At 37.0% G+C, this 18,223-nt stretch carries 19 protein-coding genes; 10 read left to right on the top strand and 9 right to left on the bottom strand.

All coding sequences use genetic code 11. The features are described from left to right. Positions 1-21 precede the first annotated feature (21 nt). The 3 genes from C511_RS0106860 to glmM all read left to right on the top strand — a co-directional run bounded on the left by C511_RS0106860 (position 22) and on the right by glmM (position 3,191). The gene (locus C511_RS0106860) at positions 22-1,053 is read left to right on the top strand and encodes a DHH family phosphoesterase (protein WP_024996634.1); all 1,032 of its coding nucleotides are present in this window, start codon (positions 22-24) and stop codon (positions 1,051-1,053) included. Between the two features lie 127 nt (positions 1,054-1,180). Further along, positions 1,181-1,774 carry a DUF4827 domain-containing protein gene (locus C511_RS0106855; protein ID WP_024996633.1) on the top strand — a complete coding sequence of 198 codons (594 nt, stop codon included), beginning with the start codon at positions 1,181-1,183 and terminating at the stop codon, positions 1,772-1,774. A gap of 28 nt (positions 1,775-1,802) precedes the next feature. Beyond that, entirely contained in the window at positions 1,803-3,191 is a 1,389-nt protein-coding gene (gene glmM / locus C511_RS0106850; protein ID WP_024996632.1) for a phosphoglucosamine mutase, read from the top strand. Between the two features lie 56 nt (positions 3,192-3,247). Here glmM and C511_RS0106845 read toward each other — a convergent pair whose 3' ends face one another. Genes C511_RS0106845 through C511_RS0106830 form a run of 4 tightly spaced genes read right to left on the bottom strand, consistent with a single transcriptional unit; the run spans position 3,248 to position 6,590 of the window. Continuing rightward, entirely contained in the window at positions 3,248-3,871 is a 624-nt protein-coding gene (locus C511_RS0106845; protein WP_024996631.1) for an aminotransferase class IV family protein, read from the bottom strand. Then, positions 3,855-4,841: an aminodeoxychorismate synthase component I gene (locus tag C511_RS0106840; RefSeq protein ID WP_024996630.1), complete on the bottom strand. Its 987-nt coding sequence runs from the start codon at positions 4,839-4,841 to the stop codon at positions 3,855-3,857. The genes C511_RS0106845 and C511_RS0106840 overlap by 17 nt, the downstream gene beginning before the upstream one ends. Positions 4,842-4,852: 11 nt before the next feature. Continuing rightward, complete coding sequence (locus C511_RS0106835) at positions 4,853-5,356, bottom strand: NUDIX hydrolase (RefSeq protein WP_024996629.1); 504 nt, start codon at positions 5,354-5,356, stop codon at positions 4,853-4,855. Positions 5,357-5,363: 7 nt separating this feature from the next. Further along, entirely contained in the window at positions 5,364-6,590 is a 1,227-nt protein-coding gene (locus tag C511_RS0106830; protein WP_024996628.1) for an S-adenosylmethionine:tRNA ribosyltransferase-isomerase, read from the bottom strand. A 69-nt stretch (positions 6,591-6,659) separates the two neighbouring features. Between C511_RS0106830 and C511_RS0106825 the strand changes: the two genes are divergently transcribed. Further along, the gene (locus C511_RS0106825) at positions 6,660-7,703 is read left to right on the top strand and encodes a DUF2027 domain-containing protein (protein ID WP_027317967.1); all 1,044 of its coding nucleotides are present in this window, start codon (positions 6,660-6,662) and stop codon (positions 7,701-7,703) included. Between the two features lie 66 nt (positions 7,704-7,769). On the opposite strand, the gene C511_RS0106820 is transcribed toward C511_RS0106825, so the two are convergent. The 4 genes from C511_RS0106820 to hemW all read right to left on the bottom strand — a co-directional run bounded on the left by C511_RS0106820 (position 7,770) and on the right by hemW (position 11,110). Next, positions 7,770-8,123, bottom strand: coding sequence for a hypothetical protein (locus C511_RS0106820; protein ID WP_024996627.1), 354 nt, complete (start codon positions 8,121-8,123; stop codon positions 7,770-7,772). Positions 8,124-8,475: 352 nt separating this feature from the next. Beyond that, on the bottom strand, positions 8,476-8,829 hold the full coding sequence (locus C511_RS0106815) for a hypothetical protein (protein WP_024996626.1): 354 nt from the start codon (positions 8,827-8,829) through the stop codon (positions 8,476-8,478). Positions 8,830-9,166: 337 nt separating this feature from the next. Then, the gene (locus tag C511_RS0106810) at positions 9,167-9,937 is read right to left on the bottom strand and encodes a hypothetical protein (protein WP_024996625.1); all 771 of its coding nucleotides are present in this window, start codon (positions 9,935-9,937) and stop codon (positions 9,167-9,169) included. Positions 9,938-9,976: 39 nt separating this feature from the next. Further along, positions 9,977-11,110, bottom strand: coding sequence for a radical SAM family heme chaperone HemW (hemW, locus tag C511_RS0106805; protein ID WP_024996624.1), 1,134 nt, complete (start codon positions 11,108-11,110; stop codon positions 9,977-9,979). A 224-nt stretch (positions 11,111-11,334) separates the two neighbouring features. Between hemW and C511_RS0106800 the strand changes: the two genes are divergently transcribed. From C511_RS0106800 to rprY, 3 genes are all read left to right on the top strand, one after another. Beyond that, on the top strand, positions 11,335-13,491 hold the full coding sequence (locus C511_RS0106800; RefSeq protein ID WP_024996623.1) for an elongation factor G: 2,157 nt from the start codon (positions 11,335-11,337) through the stop codon (positions 13,489-13,491). A 252-nt stretch (positions 13,492-13,743) separates the two neighbouring features. Beyond that, positions 13,744-15,300, top strand: coding sequence for a sensor histidine kinase (locus C511_RS0106795; protein ID WP_024996622.1), 1,557 nt, complete (start codon positions 13,744-13,746; stop codon positions 15,298-15,300). Between the two features lies 1 nt (position 15,301). Beyond that, positions 15,302-16,003: a response regulator transcription factor RprY gene (gene rprY / locus C511_RS0106790; RefSeq protein ID WP_024996621.1), complete on the top strand. Its 702-nt coding sequence runs from the start codon at positions 15,302-15,304 to the stop codon at positions 16,001-16,003. A 385-nt stretch (positions 16,004-16,388) separates the two neighbouring features. Here the strand turns inward: rprY and C511_RS0106785 are convergent, their stop codons facing one another. Continuing rightward, positions 16,389-16,835 (bottom strand): MarR family winged helix-turn-helix transcriptional regulator, encoded by a 447-nt coding sequence (locus C511_RS0106785; protein WP_024996620.1) that lies wholly within the window; start codon positions 16,833-16,835, stop codon positions 16,389-16,391. Between the two features lie 159 nt (positions 16,836-16,994). Here C511_RS0106785 and rpsF point away from each other — a divergent pair, with 159 nt between their 5' ends. The 3 genes from rpsF to rplI are packed head-to-tail and all read left to right on the top strand — an operon-like array spanning position 16,995 to position 18,078. Next, positions 16,995-17,342: a 30S ribosomal protein S6 gene (rpsF, locus tag C511_RS0106775; RefSeq protein ID WP_024996618.1), complete on the top strand. Its 348-nt coding sequence runs from the start codon at positions 16,995-16,997 to the stop codon at positions 17,340-17,342. Between the two features lie 2 nt (positions 17,343-17,344). Then, entirely contained in the window at positions 17,345-17,617 is a 273-nt protein-coding gene (gene rpsR / locus C511_RS0106770; protein ID WP_024996617.1) for a 30S ribosomal protein S18, read from the top strand. A gap of 17 nt (positions 17,618-17,634) precedes the next feature. Then, on the top strand, positions 17,635-18,078 hold the full coding sequence (rplI, locus tag C511_RS0106765; RefSeq protein ID WP_024996616.1) for a 50S ribosomal protein L9: 444 nt from the start codon (positions 17,635-17,637) through the stop codon (positions 18,076-18,078). Positions 18,079-18,223 lie beyond the last annotated feature (145 nt).

The raw sequence follows: 18,223 nt of genomic DNA, 5'->3' as shown, positions 1-18,223 counted from the left end.
CCAATCATTTATAAGAATAGTATGCTAAGCAAAATTATAGATCAAACTAAAATAGATCATTTTACCAAGTGGTTTGAACGCTCAGAGAGTATTGTCATTGTATCACATGTTTCACCGGATGGCGATGCTATTGGTTCTTCATTGGGATTGATGCATTTTCTTGAGTCACAAGAGAAAACGGTGCATGTTGTTGTCCCTAATGCCTTTCCTGATTTTTTGAAATGGATGCCCGGGGCCAAGGAGGTTGTGCTTTATGATCGTTATAAAGACTTTGCTGATCGCCTTATAACGGAGGCTGATGTGATTGTTTGTTTGGATTTTAATGCTATCAAACGAATAGAAGAGTTAGGTGATGTTGTGTTGGCTTCCAAAGCACGGAAAATAATGGTTGATCATCATTTACATCCCGAATCATTTTGCGAGATCGTTATTTCTCATCCTGAGATATCTTCTACTTCCGAACTTGTATTCCGTCTGATTTGTCGCATGGGATACTTTGAAGATATCACTCTGGAAGGAGCAGAATGTATTTATACGGGAATGATGACAGACACGGGAGGATTCACTTATAATTCTAATAACAGAGAGATCTATTTTATTATAAGTGAGTTGCTGTCAAAGGGAATAGATAAGGATGATATTTACCGTAAAGTGTATAATACGTACTCCGAAAGTCGGCTTCGACTGATGGGATATATTCTTTCTAATATGCATGTGTACAAAGAACATCATGCAGCTCTTATTTCTTTATCAAAAGAAGAACAAGGCAAATTTGACTATATAAAGGGTGATAGCGAAGGTTTCGTTAATATTCCTTTGTCGATTAAAGATGTTTGTTTTACTTGTTTCTTGCGTGAAGATACTGAGAAGCAGATGATTAAGATATCTTTGCGCTCTGTAGGTACCTTTCCTTGCAATAAATTTGCGGCCGATTTCTTTAATGGGGGCGGTCATTTGAACGCTTCGGGAGGAGAGTTTTGCGGAACGTTGGAAGAGGCGAGAGCTGTCTTTGAAGATGGATTGGAAAGATACAAGGAGTTGCTCAACGCTTAAACTGCATATTTAGCAACGCAACGGTTAAAAGTATTGCTTTAAAGGTTAATATTTCAGAAGTTTATGCCGATATTTTTAACTTTCAATTAAAATAGAATATTTTTGCCTTACTTATTATATAGAGAAAATGAAAAAACTTACTTTGTTATTTGTTACCTTATTGTGTTTGGGATTTATGTTTCAGGCGTGCGATGATACCAAAACTTACGCAGAACAGCTTGAAGATGAGGATAATGCCATCAAAGATTTTATTTCCAAAAACAATATTAAAGTGCTTTCGCTGGCTGATTTCGAGGCTAAAGGCAATACAACGGATTTGAAAACGAACGAGTATGTGGCTCTTTCAGGTGGTGTGTACATGCAAATTGTTTATAAAGGAACCGGAGATTCCATTAAAAATAATGATATAGTACTGGTTCGTTTCATGGAATATGATATCATGTCTCAGGATACAACATCTGTGTCTAACTATGACGTTGACGGATGGGTAGATGAATTTCGATATTCTCTTTCGGGTACTACAGCTTCAGGTCTGTTTACCTACGGCAGCATGTTGACTGCATATGGGACTGCTGTTCCTTCAGGATGGTTATTGGCTTTGAAGTACGTGACCGATCGCGCTCATGTGAAGCTAATTGTTCCTTCCAAAATGGGACATGATGCCTCTTTAAGATATGTATATCCCTATTTCTATGACATCAGAAAATTCCAAATTTACTAAGGACCTAATTTTTTAAAACCGATAAACTATGACATTAATAAAATCAATTTCCGGCATTCGAGGTACCATCGGCGGGGTAACAGGTGAAGGACTTAATCCGCTTGATATAGTTAAATTTACTTCGGCTTATGCTACTTTAATTCGAAGAGCTTGTAAGGGTAGTAGTAATAAAATCGTTGTAGGACGTGACGCCCGTATCTCGGGGGAAATGGTGAAGAATGTGGTTGTAGGGACACTCATGGGAATGGGCTGGGATGTTGTTGATATTGATTTGGCTTCCACTCCAACGACCGAGTTAGCTGTAACCATGGAAGTAGCTTGTGGCGGTATTATTCTTACTGCATCGCATAATCCCAAACAATGGAATGCCTTGAAATTACTCAATGAAGATGGCGAATTTCTGAATGCGGAGGAGGGAAGCGAGGTTTTGCGTATTGCTGAGGCTGAAGATTTTTGTTATGCAGAAGTTGATAAACTGGGAACTTACAGACAGGACCTCACTTATAACCAAAAACATATTGATAGTGTGTTGGCGTTGAAGTTAGTAGACGTTGATGCCATCAGAAAGGCTGGATTCCGGGTGGCAATAGACTGTGTAAACTCGGTTGGGGGTATTATCCTACCTCAGTTGCTTGAACAGTTGGGAGTCAAGTCAATTGAAAAATTATATTGCGATCCTACCGGACACTTTGCCCATAACCCTGAACCGCTAGAAAAGAATCTGGGCGACATTATGAATCTGATGAAAGAAGGAAAAGCGGATGTGGCTTTTGTCGTTGACCCTGATGTTGACAGATTAGCTATGATTTCTGAAGATGGCACTATGTATGGAGAAGAATATACGTTAGTTACTGTGGCGGATTATGTATTGAGGCATACCCCCGGTAATACGGTTTCAAATTTGAGTTCAACTAGAGCATTACGTGATGTAACCCGCAAATATGGAATGGAATATTATGCATCTGCAGTGGGTGAAGTGAATGTGGTAACCAAGATGAAGGAAACTCATGCTATAATAGGAGGTGAAGGCAACGGCGGAGTTATTTATCCGGAAAGTCATTATGGACGTGATGCTTTGGTAGGAATTGCGTTATTCCTTAGTCATCTGGCCCATGAAGGGAAAAAAGTTAGTGAACTACGCGCCACGTATCCTCCTTATTTTATTGCTAAAAATAGGGTAGACCTTACTCCGGAAATTGATGTAGATGCTATTCTGGCTAAAGTAAAAGAGATATATCGAGACGAGGAGATAAACGATATTGATGGTGTGAAAATTGATTTTGCAGATAAGTGGGTGCATTTGCGCAAAAGCAATACGGAACCGATTATTCGAGTGTATAGCGAAGGCTCTACGATGGAAGCAGCCGAAGAAATTGGGCAGAAAATCATGAATGTCATAAACGAATTAGCTAAATAATCTGTATACGTACAATTGATTGAATAGAAAGGTGCCATATAATGGGCACCTTTCTATTATTCAGATAGCTTATTGTTTTCTGAACTACGGACGATAGTCTGAGGAGTAATGGGGATGATTAATTCTCCGAAGGGGATTAGGGCATTGAACAGGGCTATCTTTTTATAACAAAAAATATCTTCGACAATAATATCTTTTGGAATAACTATTCCTTTGTTGATAAGAAACGCCCTTTGCGTTCCTTCCAATAGAGGTTTAGCGGGGGTAAACCATTGAGATCCATTACTGACTGCTATATTGGCAATGGAGGTGTCAGTTAGCATACCATTTTTCACAATTAACACATCGTCACAGCTATTACGCTGAGCAAATAAAGCGTTTAATTCATTTCGAGAAGAACTTTTATATCGATAATTCAGACTATTACAATGAATCATTTGTAATGAATGTATGTGTCGTAATGTATAAGGGGTATATGTGATTTCACATATTTCTTCGTTGTATAGAATACGACATTTTATTCTTCCTCCTTCAGAAGGTACTTTAATAGAAGTACCTAAATCAAGGTCGATAGCATGCGGAAAAAAATGTCGACGTGTGGAGTTAAATCGTTGATTATGATATTCAAGATTATGAATAACTCCATTTTCAATTCGTATGGTTTCAATAAATTGGCACATATATTTTCTGAATCATTTCTTGATATTCGCTTATTGCATTACTTTGACAAGTAATTCCACCTCCGCTTTTAAAATAAAGTTTGCCGTTTTGCAATTCAACAAAGCGAATCATAACTGTTGAATCTAAAGAAAAACCGTCAAAATAACCGGCTATTCCGGTGTAAAATCCTCGATCATAGTTCTCGGCTTCTTTTATAATTTCGGTTGTTTTCTTTTTAGGTGCACCGGTAATAGAACCAGCAGGGAGTAGTCTAAATAATATGTTTCCTAAATTTTGATGATAGTTATCAGGTAATCTACCTGTTATTTCCGTGCTGGTTTGTAGGATCTTTCCGCTGTTGGTTGTGAGTTTGTCAATATAGCGGTAGCGGGTCACTGAAACTTTGTGAGCAACCATGCTGAGGTCATTACGGATGAGATCAGTAATTGTGGCATGTTCGGCCATCTCTTTCTCATCTTCCAATAGCTTTTCGGCTGCGCGGGGAAGGTCAGCTCGAATAGTTCCTTTCATGGGGTAGCTACTAATAATGCCGTTATTGATTTTAATGAAAGTTTCTGGTGAGAAACATACAAAATGGTTAGCTAACCTGATTTTATAGGTTGCCTCAGAATGAATAAAAATATCATCTAAGCTTAAGTTAGATTCCACTGGTGTTATACAAGTAAGGTTTGCCAAAAAGCTATTTCCTTTTAAGATGTTGTTTTTCACTTGATGGAATGCTTTTTGATATTCTTCGAAAGGTATTGGACTAGGACTCCATACAATAGGATGAGGTTTAACTGGTGTATTTGTATGCTGGTAATTCGTTTTAGTACCAAACTGATACAACAGTTCGTCGGTATCTATTGCGTTTGTTTCTTCAATGTATGAACAATTATGTTCAAAGTTGATGAGAAAAACAAACGGAACACCTTTTCCGGCAAGTTGATTGATACGTTTAATAGCATTGATCCTATTGTACAATCGCATGGTTGTCTTGTTTAGAAAAGTTTTATTCGCTGAAGCTCGCTTTCAAAGTTGGGAGTAAATACGCCTTTTCCTAAATGTTCTTTGATTTCATCAATACTCCAGAAACGACCACCGTCAAGTTCTTCGCTGGGATTTATAACTCCGTCATATATGGTTTTGTGCGCAAAAACCAATTCTCGTTCTCGTTCTGATTCGAATATGTAATGTGCTAGAATTTCAGGTTTGAAATCGCTGATACCCAACTCTTCCTGCGCTTCTCTCTTGAGCGCTATTTCGACACTTTCACCAAGATCGACATGTCCGCCTACGGAAGTATCCCACTTGCCGGGCTGAATATCTTTCCATTCAGGACGTTTTTGCAAGTAAAGTTCTCCTTTTGAGTTAAAAACGTGCAAATGAATAACCGGATGTAGTTTCTTGCTTCCATCGTGGCATTCACCACGTGTGGCAGCACCGATTATGTTGCCTTCTTCGTCGACTAAAGGAAATAGTTCCTCGTTATTATCTTTGTTCATCTTTATTTTAAGGAATTAGTAGTGAAGAATCTCCGTAGCTTAAGAAACGGAATTCATTTTTCAATGCATAATTGTATATGGCTTTCCAATTACCTTTCACAAACGCTGAAACAAGAAGTAATAAAGTGCTTTGTGGTTGGTGGAAATTGGTCACCATAGCCTTTACAATGCGATAGTTATAACCTGGAGCAATAATAATCTGAGTGCTGCTATGTAATGCTTCCATCTGATGTTTATCCAAGTAGTCTACAATGCATTGCAATGCTTCAGTGGCAGAAATATTTTCTTCTGAATTTTTATTGTATGGCTGCCATTGTTGTACATGTAGTTCCTCTTCTTGTGCATTCGGATTATTATATAATTTCACGCCAATATGATACAAACTTTCCAATGTGCGCACTGAGGTAGTTCCTACTGCAATTGCTTTTCCATGATGTTCTATGAGTTTCTTCAAGGTGGTTCGTGATACAGAAATATATTCTGTATGCATTTCATGCCCTTCTATCTCTTCACTCTTTACAGGCTTAAATGTTCCTGCTCCCACATGAAGGGTTAATTCCTCGCATTCTATTTTTTTATTAGCTAAGGCCTCAAATACACGTGGCGTAAAATGTAGTCCTGCAGTAGGTGCCGCAACGGATCCTTTTATTTTTGAGTAAACTGTTTGATATGTTTCTTTATCCTTTTCTTCTGTTTCACGGTTAAGATAAGGAGGAATGGGTAACTCTCCGAACTCTTCCAGTATATCCGCAAAAGTTATCCCTGGATTGTTCCACTTGAAATCGACCCAATGACTTGTTCCGTGATTTGCACCGCGTGTAGCGGTCAGCATCATTTCTGTCCCTTTTACAATAATTGTTTTATGTAAAACTCCTTCTTTCCATTTCTTGAGATTTCCAATCATGCATAACCAAGCTGCATGTTCCGTTTGTTGGAAGTTGAGTACATAGTCGTTAGGTGATATTGGTTCTAAGCAGAATATCTCAATTAATGCGCCTGTTTCTTTACGAAAATGAAGTCTGGCCTGAATCACTTTCGTGTTATTGAAAATCATTAAATCGTTTGAATCAATATAATTCGGTAGAGACAAAAAGTGATCCTGAGTAATTTCGCCTCGGTTGTAAATGAGTAGTTTTGACTCATCCCTTACTGTCAGCGGATATTTAGCGATGCGTTCCTCTGGAAGAGAATAGTTATATTCGCTTATTTTGATATGTTTTGGGTTTTCTTGCATGATTTCTTTCTTTCTTGCGCAAAAGTAGCGATATTTGCTGAAATAAAGAATTAATTTGTATATGTGCTTATGAAAATAGGAGATAGAGTCAGATTCCTTAATGAAGTGGGTGGGGGAATTGTGACAGGTTTTAAAGGAAAAGACATCGTTTTGGTAGAAGATGCAGACGGTTTTGATTTTCCTATGCTAATTCGCGAATGCGTCGTAATTGAAACGGATGATTACAATATAAAACGTAAATCTTCGTCAGGCCCAGTTTCTGTTCAGCCTGAAAAGAAAATCAATAAACCCGAAATAACACTACGTCCGGTTGAACTGAGTGGGGGGGATAAATTGAATGTCTTTTTGGCTTTTGTGCCCGATGATATCAAAGTTATCAGCAACACTTCTTTTGCAAGTTATTTAGTGAATGATAGTAACTACTTTATGTATTACCAATATTTAAGTGCGGAGGGTAAGGCGTGGAAGAGTCGTTCACACGGTTTATTAGAGCCTAATACTAAATTGCTGCTTGAAGAATTTGGTCGTGAAGTCCTTAATGAAATAGAGCATGTGGCCATTCAACTAATTGCTTTTAAGGATGGAAAAACTTTTGCTCAGAAGCCAGCTGTTTCTGTAGAGTTCCGTATTGATACAGTCAAATTTTACAAGCTACATACATTTAGTGAGTCTGTCTTTTTTGAAGAACCGGTTCTCATTTATGATATAGTTAAAGCTGATGTGCCGGGCCGACAAGTTTTGGTTTCTGCTGATGATATTAAATCGGCGTTGCTGCAGAAGAAAGATTTGGAAGAACCTAAAAACAAAGCCGGTCGCCGAGAAGTTATTAAAAATAATGTGGTGGAGGTTGATTTGCATATTAATGAGTTGCTCGATTCTACTGCTGGCATGTCAAATAGTGAGATGCTGAATTATCAGCTAGATAAATTTAGGGAAGTAATGGAGTGTTATAAAAATAAATCAGGGCAAAAAATAGTATTTATTCATGGTAAAGGTGATGGCGTGTTGCGTAAAGCATTACTAGATGAGCTTAGAAAGAAATATAATAAGTGTCGTTATCAAGATGCATCTTTTCAGGAATATGGTTTTGGAGCTACGATGATTACAATTTAATGGCTGAAACAAAAAAAGGTATTGCAGGTTAAAACTGCAATACCTTTTTTATATAGTTGAAACTTTTTATTTCAATTCAATCCCTTTATTTTGCAAAGTAATATTTAGAAGGGTGTTGTACTTTGCATACTGCTCAGGTGATAAAGTCTTTTTCATCAACTTTAGGTTACCGTATACAGCATTTTTAATTAATTCATCTTGTTTCTTTGAAGAGTTAGACACTTTGTCCATTTGTTCAGAGAAATAATTGCATATATTGGCTACTTCTTCTGTTTGATTAGAAGTGAGCTTTAAATATTTACTCAACTTATTAACGTTGATGTTTCCTTCCCATTTTGCAGTTGTAGGTTGATTTCCTGCTGCAAAAGAACTGGCAGCCAAGCAGAATACTGCCACTAATGTTAATCCTAAACGTTTCATAATACCTACTTTTTAAATTTGTTATACCTAAAAACTTTAATAATCTAATATCTATTGAATTTTGTCTAAGCGCTTAGCTTTTTCTTTTTACTGATGCAAAGATAATCATATGTTCTACAACATAAAAATTAAAATGCATCTATTTTATTGTTTAGCGTCCTTTTTTGATTTAGATCAACTATTTATGAGGTTTTATGATCATAAATGGATTGATGTGTCATCAAATTGTAATCTTATTAAAGGTTTTACCTATCATGATGTTTTTGTGCTATAAAAAAATAAAACACCGGAGAGCCATTTCTTTTCGGCTTTTCGGTGCATCTATTAATAAGGAAGATCTTATTTGAGATCTTTATTTCAGCTCAATACCTTTATTCTGCAAAGTGATGTTCAAAACTGTATTGTACTTGCTGTACTGTTCTGGAGACAGGGTTTTTTTCATCAGTTTGAGGTTGCCGTAAACAGCGTTCTTCAATAATTCATCTTGTTTCTTTGATGAATTAGCCGCTTTATCCATTTGATTAGAGAAATAATCGCAGATGCTAGCTACTTCTTCAGTTTGATTTGAATTCAATTTCAAATATTTACTCAACTTGTTTACGTTGATGTTACCTTCCCAATTTGCAGTTGTAGGTTGGTTTCCTGCTGCAAAAGAACTGGCAGCCAAGCAGAATACTGCTACTAATGTTAATCCTAAACGTTTCATAATACCTACTTTTTTAATTTGTTATACCTAAAAACTTTTGTTATCCTTGAAAACTATAAAAAAACTAATACCTGTTGAATCAGGTCTAAGCGCTTAGCTTTTTCTTTTTACCGATACAAAGATAAGGGTATGTTTTATAACATAAAAGAGAAGTTTCTAAAAATATGTTTTTTAGCATGTTTTCTTGATATAGGTCAATTGCTTGTTGTGTATTTGTTCTGTTTTAGTATGTAAATGAAATGAATTTGTAATATAAGTATGCTAAAAATGCCCTCTTGTGATTGTCTAGAGGGCATTTTGCCTGCAATCATCCAACGATTGCTCTTGTTTGCTTGGCTTATCTTACCACTAAAAAGAGGTTTATCTCATTGCTTATTTGTTCGACCATCTCTTTCGTTGCTAATGAAAGGCATTCTGCCATGTTGTCAAGGCTTGCCTGATTGGCGTCAATCGTTTGTTCAAAGCTACAGTCTTTGCATTTAAAACTCTTGTTCACATTGTATATATTCGTCGTGAGGCAGTTATTCCCTTTAAATAGTCTTACCCAAAATGAAAGGTTTGTAGTTGCTTTTTTGGCTGCTCGGTTTGAGTACTCGCCGTAATAGCTTTCTTCATCATTTCCTCCATATACGTAGTAATTTCCTTGTTCAATCTTAACTTGACTTGTGGTTTCATTTTGCACAATCTCAACTTTAAGTACGTAATCAGAGTCGCTATACATTTCATGCATGGAATCAGTCAGATAAAAACAACTGCTACTGTTACATTCTGCCAACAATGCATCTGTTAGAAACTTGCAATAGTTCTCCTTTAAACAGCTCTCTCCCATTGTTATAGCGTAGTCTTGCGAACTATAATTAACAAACAGAAGAGGCAGAAATAGGCTGCCGTCCTTTTTGACTTTGGTAAAGACTGGCATTTTGGACTTATCAATACGATCCAAGTAGACCTTAGTGTTTTTAGTCCCTTTGTACTCTGGAGTAGTTAATTCGTAGAACAGACTTGTTTCTAGTTGTCTGAAATCAGCTTGCATACTTTTGCTGCTCCTGCATGAACTGAGGCAGCAGGCAAAAATGAATAGATAGAATAGTTTTTTACTTGTTTTCATATTAGTTTCTATTGTAGTTAATTAATGTTGTATATAGTGCTAGTTCTCTACTTTTAATAAAGTGCTCATGATTCCATCGGAAATAAAAAGGCCCTTTTCCGTTAGTCTTAAATAGCCTGATTCTATTATTAACGACTCCTGTTCCATGTATTTTGTTCCCATTTTTAGGCAATAATCAGTATATGCACCTCCAAATATTTGTGTAATTTGATCTAGGCATATTCCTTTTGATGTTCGCAACGATGTGATTATCAGTTCGTTGTATCGGGTGTCTGCATTGAGTTCCTCTGTTTCAAAATCTCTTTCTCCCTTCTCTATCCCTTTTATATAGTCATTAAGTGAAGATACATTCCATTCTCTGCTTTTTCCGTTAAACGAATGGGCAGAAGGACCACACCCCAAATAGTTCACCCCTTTCCAATACGATGTGTTGTGCTTGGATTCCTTACCAGGCTGACAAAAGTTTGATATTTCGTAATGCTCGTATCCGGATTTGAGTAATTCCTCTCGGAGGATATTAAAGAAAGTCACGCTGAGCTCTTCGGTGACTTCTCTTATCTTATGCTGTTGCAACATATTATATATAGGTGTACCTTGTTCATATGTAAGATGGTAGGCAGATATGTGTTCAGGACTTAGTGATATAGCCTTGTTAATATCCTCTTTCCAAGTCTGGATACTTTCGCCCGGTAGTCCATACATTAAATCAATACTGATATTATTAAAGCCTGCAACTCTACTTTTTTTGAACGCTTCAAGTGCTTGTAATGCGCTGTGACGTCGCTTAAGAAGTTTAAGTGTGCCATCGTGAAACGTCTGAATACCCATACTGATACGGTTAAACGGTAATTTACGAAGTAGGCTTAAGTATGTTGACGATAAATCATCCGGGTTAGCTTCCATAGTGACTTCTGCATTTTCGGTAACCCTATAGTTTTCTGTAATCGTTTGGAAGATTGCAGTGAGTTCTTCGTAACTGAGCTGTGAAGGTGTGCCTCCTCCAAAATAAATTGTCTCTACCGATTCTGAATCTAAATATTCTTTTCGTTGAACCAGCTCCTTACATAATGCTGAAACGTAATTTGGTTGCAGCGAACTTTGTGTCGTTGAATAGAAATCGCAATAAATGCAACGCGTCTTGCAGAAAGGAACATGTATGTAAATGCCCGCCATCAGTTTTTGAATTATAAGGAAGAGCTTGCTTGGCACTCCTGTATTTTTGATTGATTTGGCTGTAAATATACAAAATTTAGAAATACTGAATATAAATGTTGCATAACATTGTTTAGAAACAGAGGTATAATAATTGTTTTTATATTTATTTATTTATAATTTGCGCCTTAGTTAAATGAATTTGTGAAGAATATAATTAGTTAATCACTTAAATCTTAGATATCATGAAAGTATATCAGACTAATGAAATTAAGAACATCTCATTATTGGGAAGTTCCGGCTCTGGGAAAACCACTCTCGTTGAAGCAATGCTCTTCGAGAGTGGAGTTATAAAACGCCGCGGCTCTGTCGCAGCAAAAAATACGGTGAGTGACTATTTTCCTGTTGAGCAGGAATATGGTTACTCTGTTTTTTCTACAGTATTTCATGTGGAGTGGAATAACAAGAAGCTGAATATGATTGACTGTCCGGGTGCAGATGACTTTGTTGGCGGAGCTGTTACTGCACTCAATGTGACTGATACGGCCATCCTACTTATTAACGGTCAATACGGTGTTGAAGTAGGAACGCAAAATCATTTCAGGTATACTGAAAAATTCAATAAACCGGTTATATTCTTAGTGAATCAGCTTGATAATGAAAAATGTGATTACGATAACATTTTGGAGCAGCTCAAAGAAGCCTATGGAAATAAAGTAATTCCTGTTCAATATCCCATAGCAACAGGCCCTAATTTCAATGCGTTGATCGATGTGTTGTTGATGAAGAAGTATTCCTGGAAGCCCGAAGGAGGCGCTCCTATCATTGAAGATATACCTGCTGAAGAGATGGACAAAGCCATGGAAATGCATAAGGCTTTAGTAGAGGCAGCAGCTGAAAATGAAGAAGAGCTGATGGAAAAGTTCTTTGAGCAAGAATCTCTTAGTGAAGATGAAATGCGTGAAGGTATTCGCATGGGATTGGCTAATAGGGGAATGTTTCCAGTGTTCTGTGTTTGTGCCGGAAAAGACATGGGAGTTCGGCGACTGATGGAGTTTTTGGGAAATGTGGTTCCGTTTGTTTCAGATATGCCCAAAGTTGTGAATACGGAAGGGAAAGAAGTTGCTCCCGATTCAAATGGCCCTTCGTCTCTCTATTTCTTTAAAACAAGTGTAGAGCCTCACATAGGTGAAGTCTCTTATTTTAAAGTAATGAGTGGCAAAGTAAAAGAGGGAGATGATCTGACAAATGCTAATAGAGGGTCTAAAGAGCGCATTGCTCAGATTTATGTAGTGGCTGGTCCCAATCGTATTAAAGTAGAAGAATTGCAAGCTGGCGATATTGGTGCTGCCGTTAAATTAAAGGATGTAAAAACCGGAAATACCTTGAATGGAAAGGATTGTAGCTATAAATTTGATTTTATTAAATATCCCAATTCTAAATATTCCAGAGCCATTAAACCGGTCAACGAAGCTGACGTGGAAAAGATGATGAGTGTTCTTAATCGCATGCGCGAAGAAGATCCTACTTGGGTGATAGAGCAATCGAAGGAATTGAGGCAGACATTGGTACACGGTCAGGGAGAATTTCATCTTCGTACATTGAAATGGAGATTGGAACATAATGAAAAAATAGCGATTAAATTTGAAGAACCCAGGATTCCTTACAGGGAGACAATCACCAAAGCTGCCCGAGCTGATTACAGGCACAAAAAACAATCGGGTGGTGCGGGTCAGTTTGGTGAAGTACATCTTATCGTAGAACCTTATAAAGATGGAATGCCGGTACCTGATACTTATAAATTTAATGGTCAGGAATTTAAAATCAGTGTGAAAGGAGTGGAAGAGATCTCTTTGGATTGGGGTGGCAAACTTGTCTTTATCAACAGTATCGTTGGCGGTTCTATCGATTCTAGGTTTATGCCTGCTATTTTGAAAGGTATCATGGCTCGTATGGAACAGGGTCCTTTAACTGGATCTTATGCCCGAGATGTAAGAGTTATTGTTTATGAAGGTAAAATGCACCCGGTAGATTCTAACGAAATTTCTTTTATGCTGGCGGGAAGAAATGCATTCAGTGAGGCCTTTAAAAATGCAGGCCCCAAAATTCTGGAACCAATTTATGATGTGGAAGTTTTTGTTCCGTCGGATAAGATGGGAGATGTAATGGGAGATCTTCAGGGAAGACGCGCCATTATCATGGGTATGAGCAGTGAAAAAGGATTTGAAAAGCTTGTGGCGAAGATTCCTTTAAAAGAAATGTCGTCTTATTCAACAGCCTTAAGCTCGTTGACAGGAGGCCGTGCGTCCTTTATAATGAAATTTGCTAATTATGAATTAGTACCTGTAGATGTACAAGATAAATTGATAAAAGAGTTTGAAGCAAAACATGCTGAAGAGTAGTTCTTTTTGACTGATATATATAAAAAGTCGCTGTTGCTGGTAAACTCTAGCGATAGTGACTTTTTTATTTATTCTCTTTGATTAAGGAATTCTTTAATTTTTTATTAAATTTGCAAACCAAACAGGCGAAAGCTTTGTTATAATGATCAGAATACCATTTAACGAGCCGTTTTGAGTTAATTAACAACAACTTGCGGTTAAATCAGGTTAATTGATTAGGAGTGTTAATTAGCAGTTGTTAATTTTGTTGCTATGAAAAAGTCAACAATCTGGATATTAGGTGTAATTATGGGCCTCTCTTTTCTTAGCTTACTTTACTTACAAGTAAGTTATATAGAGGAAATGGTTAAAATGCGCAATGAGCAATTTGATGAATCAGTGAAGCGCAGTTTGTACCAGGTCTCTAAGAATGTGGAATATGATGAGACGCAACGCTGGCTCGAAAAGGATGTCACGGCTACTGAAAGAGAGGCTTTGTCGCAAAGTTCCTCTTCTCCTCAAAAAGGCGATATCATACAGCAGACTCAACGCTACAACGTTTCTTCTCAGGACGGTACCATGTATTCGGCATTTGAGTTGAAAACAATAACAACCAAACCATCGGCACTTCCGAAAGCGATGATTTCTAGAAGACACGGTACTAATACGATACCGCAGACTTCCAGAACTTTGCAGGAGGCCATCAAGAACCGTTACTTGTATCAGCGCTTCTTGCTTGATGAGGTCGTTTGGCAAATGCTTTACAGAGCTAGTGATAAATCGTTGGAAGAGAGGGTTAATTTTAAAAACCTGGACCAATATTTAAAATCTGAATTAATTAATAATGGAATTGATATACCTTATCATTTTATTGTAATTGATAAAGACGGCCGTGAGGTTTACAGATGCTCTGACTATGAAGATAAAGGTAGTGAGAGCTCGTATAGTCAGATTCTTTTTCCGAATGACCCTCCCGCAAAGATGAGTGTAGTTAAGGTTCATTTTCCGGCAAAAAGAGATTATATTTTTGATTCAGTGAGCTTTATGATCCCGTCATTGGTCTTTACGCTGGTTTTGCTGATTACATTTATCTTCACGATTTATATTATTTTCAGGCAGAAGAAATTGACGGAGATGAAAAATGACTTCATCAATAACATGACTCATGAATTCAAAACTCCGATTTCTACTATTTCTCTGGCTGCACAGATGTTGAAAGACCCGGCTGTGGGTAAGTCGCCGCAAATGTTTCAACATATATCCGGGGTGATAAACGATGAAACCAAAAGGTTGAGATTCCAAGTTGAAAAGGTTTTGCAGATGTCTATGTTTGACAAGCAGAAAGCAACCTTGAAGATGAAAGAAATAGATGCCAACGAAATGATAGCTGGGGTTATTAATACATTTACTTTGAAAGTAGAACGTTATAACGGTAAGATTACCTCTAGCCTGGATGCTGAAGATTCGGTGATTTTTGCTGATGAGATGCATATAACCAATGTGATATTCAATCTGATGGACAATGCTGTTAAGTATAAAAGGCCGGACGAAGATTTGTTGCTAGACATTAGAACCTGGAATGAAGCAGGTAAGCTGATGATTTCGGTACAAGACAATGGCATTGGTATTAAAAAAGAAAATTTGAAGAAAGTCTTTGAGAAGTTCTATCGTGTTCATACAGGTAATTTACACGATGTGAAGGGCTTCGGATTAGGACTTGCTTATGTGAAGAAAATAATTCAGGATCATAAAGGTTCTATAAGAGCGGAGAGTGAACTGAATGTGGGAACTAAATTTATTATTGCATTACCTTTATTAAAAAATGAATGATATGGACGAGAAACTGCGAATTTTACTATGCGAGGATGATGAAAATCTTGGCATGCTTTTGAGAGAGTATTTACAGGCAAAGGGTTATTCCGCTGAACTGTATCCTGATGGTGAGGCTGGTTTTAAAGCTTTTCTGAAAAACAAATACGACCTGTGTGTGTTCGACGTGATGATGCCTAAAAAAGATGGTTTCACGTTGGCTCAAGAAGTCCGTGCAGCAAATGCTGAAATACCTATTATATTTTTAACGGCTAAGACCCTTAAAGAAGATATATTAGAAGGCTTTAAGATAGGAGCTGATGACTATATTACCAAACCTTTCAGTATGGAAGAGCTTACTTTTAGAATTGAAGCTATTCTGAGAAGGGTTCGCGGAAAGAAAAACAAAGAAAACAATGTGTATAAGATTGGTAAGTTCACTTTCGATACTCAGAAACAAATTCTGTCTAGCGAAGGTAAACAGACTAAGCTTACTACTAAGGAATCAGAACTGTTAGGGCTATTGTGCGCTCATGCCAATGAAATTCTTCAGCGTGATTTCGCCTTGAAGACCATTTGGATTGACGATAATTATTTCAATGCACGTAGTATGGATGTGTATATCACTAAGTTACGTAAACATTTGAAAGAAGATGAATCAATTGAGATTATAAATATCCACGGTAAGGGATATAAGCTTATTACTCCCGATGGTGAAGTATAAAGCAATCAGGAATAAAAAAAGCCGGAACATGTTCCGGCTTTTTTTATTCCTGATTGCTTTATGAGCTTAGTCAGTTATTCTTTTATTGATAACAATATAAGAGATAACTCCACCTACAACCAATGCGGCTGCAGTAAGCAAGATAGCATTGTTATTAACATTTCCTGTAACAGAACAAGCTATAAGTATAACTGTTCCTAGTATAATCAGGATTAGTCCCAAATTTTTCAAAAAAGCCTTCATTACGTGTGTCTTTTAATCGGTTATTATTTTCTAGTCGCAAAGAAAAGCATTATTCTTTAACGCATGAAATTATTTATGCAAAAAAAACATTAAACATCTCAAATTGTTAGCTTCTTTGCTTTCAATTCCTTTCTCGGTTTAATCAGTCTTTAATGTTTAAAAAGATCTTTTTCAGCACATCCTGACTTATCTGCAAATCCTTAACCTCAATTCCTTGTAAAGCTTCCTTTAAGGTTTTACTTACAACTATGCGAGCTTGTGGCTCAACGTCTTTCCCAGTTTTAGTGAGGTGGATTAAATTGTTCCTCCGGTCCTTTTTGTCGCTTATGCGAACCACAAGATGTTGCCGTTCCATATTGTCAATAAGTCGGGTCATGCTAGGTTTATCTTTAAAAGTCGCATTGCATAACTCTTGCTGAGTTACCCCGTCTTTCTCCCAAAGGTATATCATTACAGTCCACTGCTCCGGAGTCATCTCCAAGCCGTTTAGCCGGAAGTTTCGGTATAACTTTCGGTTAATAGCTGCTGATACTTTGCCATTTAAAATGGCGAAGATCAAATTAATATCAAAATTAAACTGTTCTGTCATTAAATTATTGTTTAAGCAACCTCACAAAGATAGTTTTCTTCTTTTAGAATTCCTAGTGGGAAAGATACAAAAAAAGATTAATTATTTGTGGTTCAGAATAAAATGGCTAACTTTGCGCACTGATTTTAAAAACAAAATTATTTTTTTAATTAAATGAGTATGAATCAATACGAAACCGTTTTCATTTTGACTCCCGTTTTGTCTGATGTACAGATGAAGGAAGCGGTAGAGAAATTCAAAGCTCTTCTTGTTGAAGAAGGTGCTGAGATTATTAATGAAGAGAACTGGGGACTTAAGAAATTGGCTTATCCCATTCAAAAGAAGTCAACTGGTTTTTATCAACTGATTGAGTTTAATGCTGAGCCTTCTGTTATTGAGAAGCTGGAGATTAACTTCCGTCGTGATGAACGCATTATCCGTTTCTTAACTTTCAGAATGGATAAGTACGCTGCAGAATATGCTGCTAAGAGAAGAAGTGTAAAATCAACTAAAAAGGAGGAAAATTAATCATGGCACAACAAAATCAATCTGAAATAAGATATTTAACTCCGCCCTCAGTAGATGTTAAGAAGAAAAAGTACTGTCGTTTCAAAAAGAGCGGTATTAGGTACATTGACTACAAAGATCCTGAATTCTTGAAGAAGTTCCTTAACGAACAAGGAAAGATTCTTCCACGTCGCATCACAGGTACTTCTTTGAAGTTCCAGCGTAGAATTGCCCAGGCTGTTAAAAGAGCTCGTCACTTGGCGTTGTTGCCATATGTAACTGATATGATGAAATAATTGTAAGGAGGAAAAGTATGGAAATTATATTAAAAGAAGATGTAGCAAACTTGGGTTATAAGAATGACATCGTTACAGTTAAGTCTGGATACGGTCGTAATTACTTAATCCCTACCGGAAAAGCTGTTATTGCTTCTCCTTCTGCAAAGAAAATGCTTGCTGAAGACCTTAAGCAGCGTGCACACAAGCTTGAAAAGATTAAAAAAGATGCTGAAGAACTGGCTGCGAAATTGGAAGGTGTTTCATTGACCATTGCAACTAAAGTAAGTTCTACCGGTACAATCTTTGGCTCTGTAGGTAATATTCAAATTGCTGAGCAGTTGTCTAAGCTTGGATTCGAAATCGATAGAAAAACTATTGTTGTTAAGGACGCTGTTAAAGAAGTAGGTTCTTACAAAGCAGTAGTTAAGCTTCACAAAGAAGTTTCAGTAGAAGTTGCTTTTGAAGTAGTTGCTGAGTAATTATACTCCGACACATAATATAAATGGGTATCCTTTTGGGTGCCCATTTTTTTTATGCTTAAGCTTGAAGTGCTTCTTTGTTTACTGATTATTCTTTTGCATGAGTGCATAATGCATAAAAAAAAGTCTGTAGTGCTAAGCACCA

The sequence above is a fragment of the Bacteroides graminisolvens DSM 19988 = JCM 15093 genome (genome assembly GCF_000428125.1).
Taxonomy (GTDB): domain Bacteria; phylum Bacteroidota; class Bacteroidia; order Bacteroidales; family Bacteroidaceae; genus Bacteroides; species Bacteroides graminisolvens.
This window is presented reverse-complemented; position numbering and strand designations above follow the sequence as displayed.

Excerpts from the sequence above, each read along its gene's own strand:
- rpsR (WP_024996617.1), top strand. The coding sequence starts at position 17,345 with ATGGCACAACAAAATCAATCTGAAATAAGATATTTAACTCCGCCCTCA.
- C511_RS0106795 (WP_024996622.1), top strand. The coding sequence starts at position 13,744 with ATGAAAAAGTCAACAATCTGGATATTAGGTGTAATTATGGGCCTCTCT.
- C511_RS0106810 (WP_024996625.1), bottom strand. The coding sequence starts at position 9,937 with ATGAAAACAAGTAAAAAACTATTCTATCTATTCATTTTTGCCTGCTGC.
- C511_RS0106845 (WP_024996631.1), bottom strand. The coding sequence starts at position 3,871 with ATGTGCCAATTTATTGAAACCATACGAATTGAAAATGGAGTTATTCAT.
- C511_RS0106840 (WP_024996630.1), bottom strand. The coding sequence starts at position 4,841 with ATGCGATTGTACAATAGGATCAATGCTATTAAACGTATCAATCAACTT.
- rplI (WP_024996616.1), top strand. The coding sequence starts at position 17,635 with ATGGAAATTATATTAAAAGAAGATGTAGCAAACTTGGGTTATAAGAAT.
- C511_RS0106855 (WP_024996633.1), top strand. The coding sequence starts at position 1,181 with ATGAAAAAACTTACTTTGTTATTTGTTACCTTATTGTGTTTGGGATTT.
- C511_RS0106820 (WP_024996627.1), bottom strand. The coding sequence starts at position 8,123 with ATGAAACGTTTAGGATTAACATTAGTGGCAGTATTCTGCTTGGCTGCC.
- C511_RS0106830 (WP_024996628.1), bottom strand. The coding sequence starts at position 6,590 with ATGCAAGAAAACCCAAAACATATCAAAATAAGCGAATATAACTATTCT.
- hemW (WP_024996624.1), bottom strand. The coding sequence starts at position 11,110 with ATGGCGGGCATTTACATACATGTTCCTTTCTGCAAGACGCGTTGCATT.
- C511_RS0106815 (WP_024996626.1), bottom strand. The coding sequence starts at position 8,829 with ATGAAACGTTTAGGATTAACATTAGTAGCAGTATTCTGCTTGGCTGCC.
- C511_RS0106785 (WP_024996620.1), bottom strand. The coding sequence starts at position 16,835 with ATGACAGAACAGTTTAATTTTGATATTAATTTGATCTTCGCCATTTTA.
- C511_RS0106800 (WP_024996623.1), top strand. The coding sequence starts at position 11,335 with ATGAAAGTATATCAGACTAATGAAATTAAGAACATCTCATTATTGGGA.
- C511_RS0106825 (WP_027317967.1), top strand. The coding sequence starts at position 6,660 with ATGAAAATAGGAGATAGAGTCAGATTCCTTAATGAAGTGGGTGGGGGA.
- glmM (WP_024996632.1), top strand. The coding sequence starts at position 1,803 with ATGACATTAATAAAATCAATTTCCGGCATTCGAGGTACCATCGGCGGG.
- rpsF (WP_024996618.1), top strand. The coding sequence starts at position 16,995 with ATGAATCAATACGAAACCGTTTTCATTTTGACTCCCGTTTTGTCTGAT.
- C511_RS0106860 (WP_024996634.1), top strand. The coding sequence starts at position 22 with ATGCTAAGCAAAATTATAGATCAAACTAAAATAGATCATTTTACCAAG.
- rprY (WP_024996621.1), top strand. The coding sequence starts at position 15,302 with ATGGACGAGAAACTGCGAATTTTACTATGCGAGGATGATGAAAATCTT.
- C511_RS0106835 (WP_024996629.1), bottom strand. The coding sequence starts at position 5,356 with ATGAACAAAGATAATAACGAGGAACTATTTCCTTTAGTCGACGAAGAA.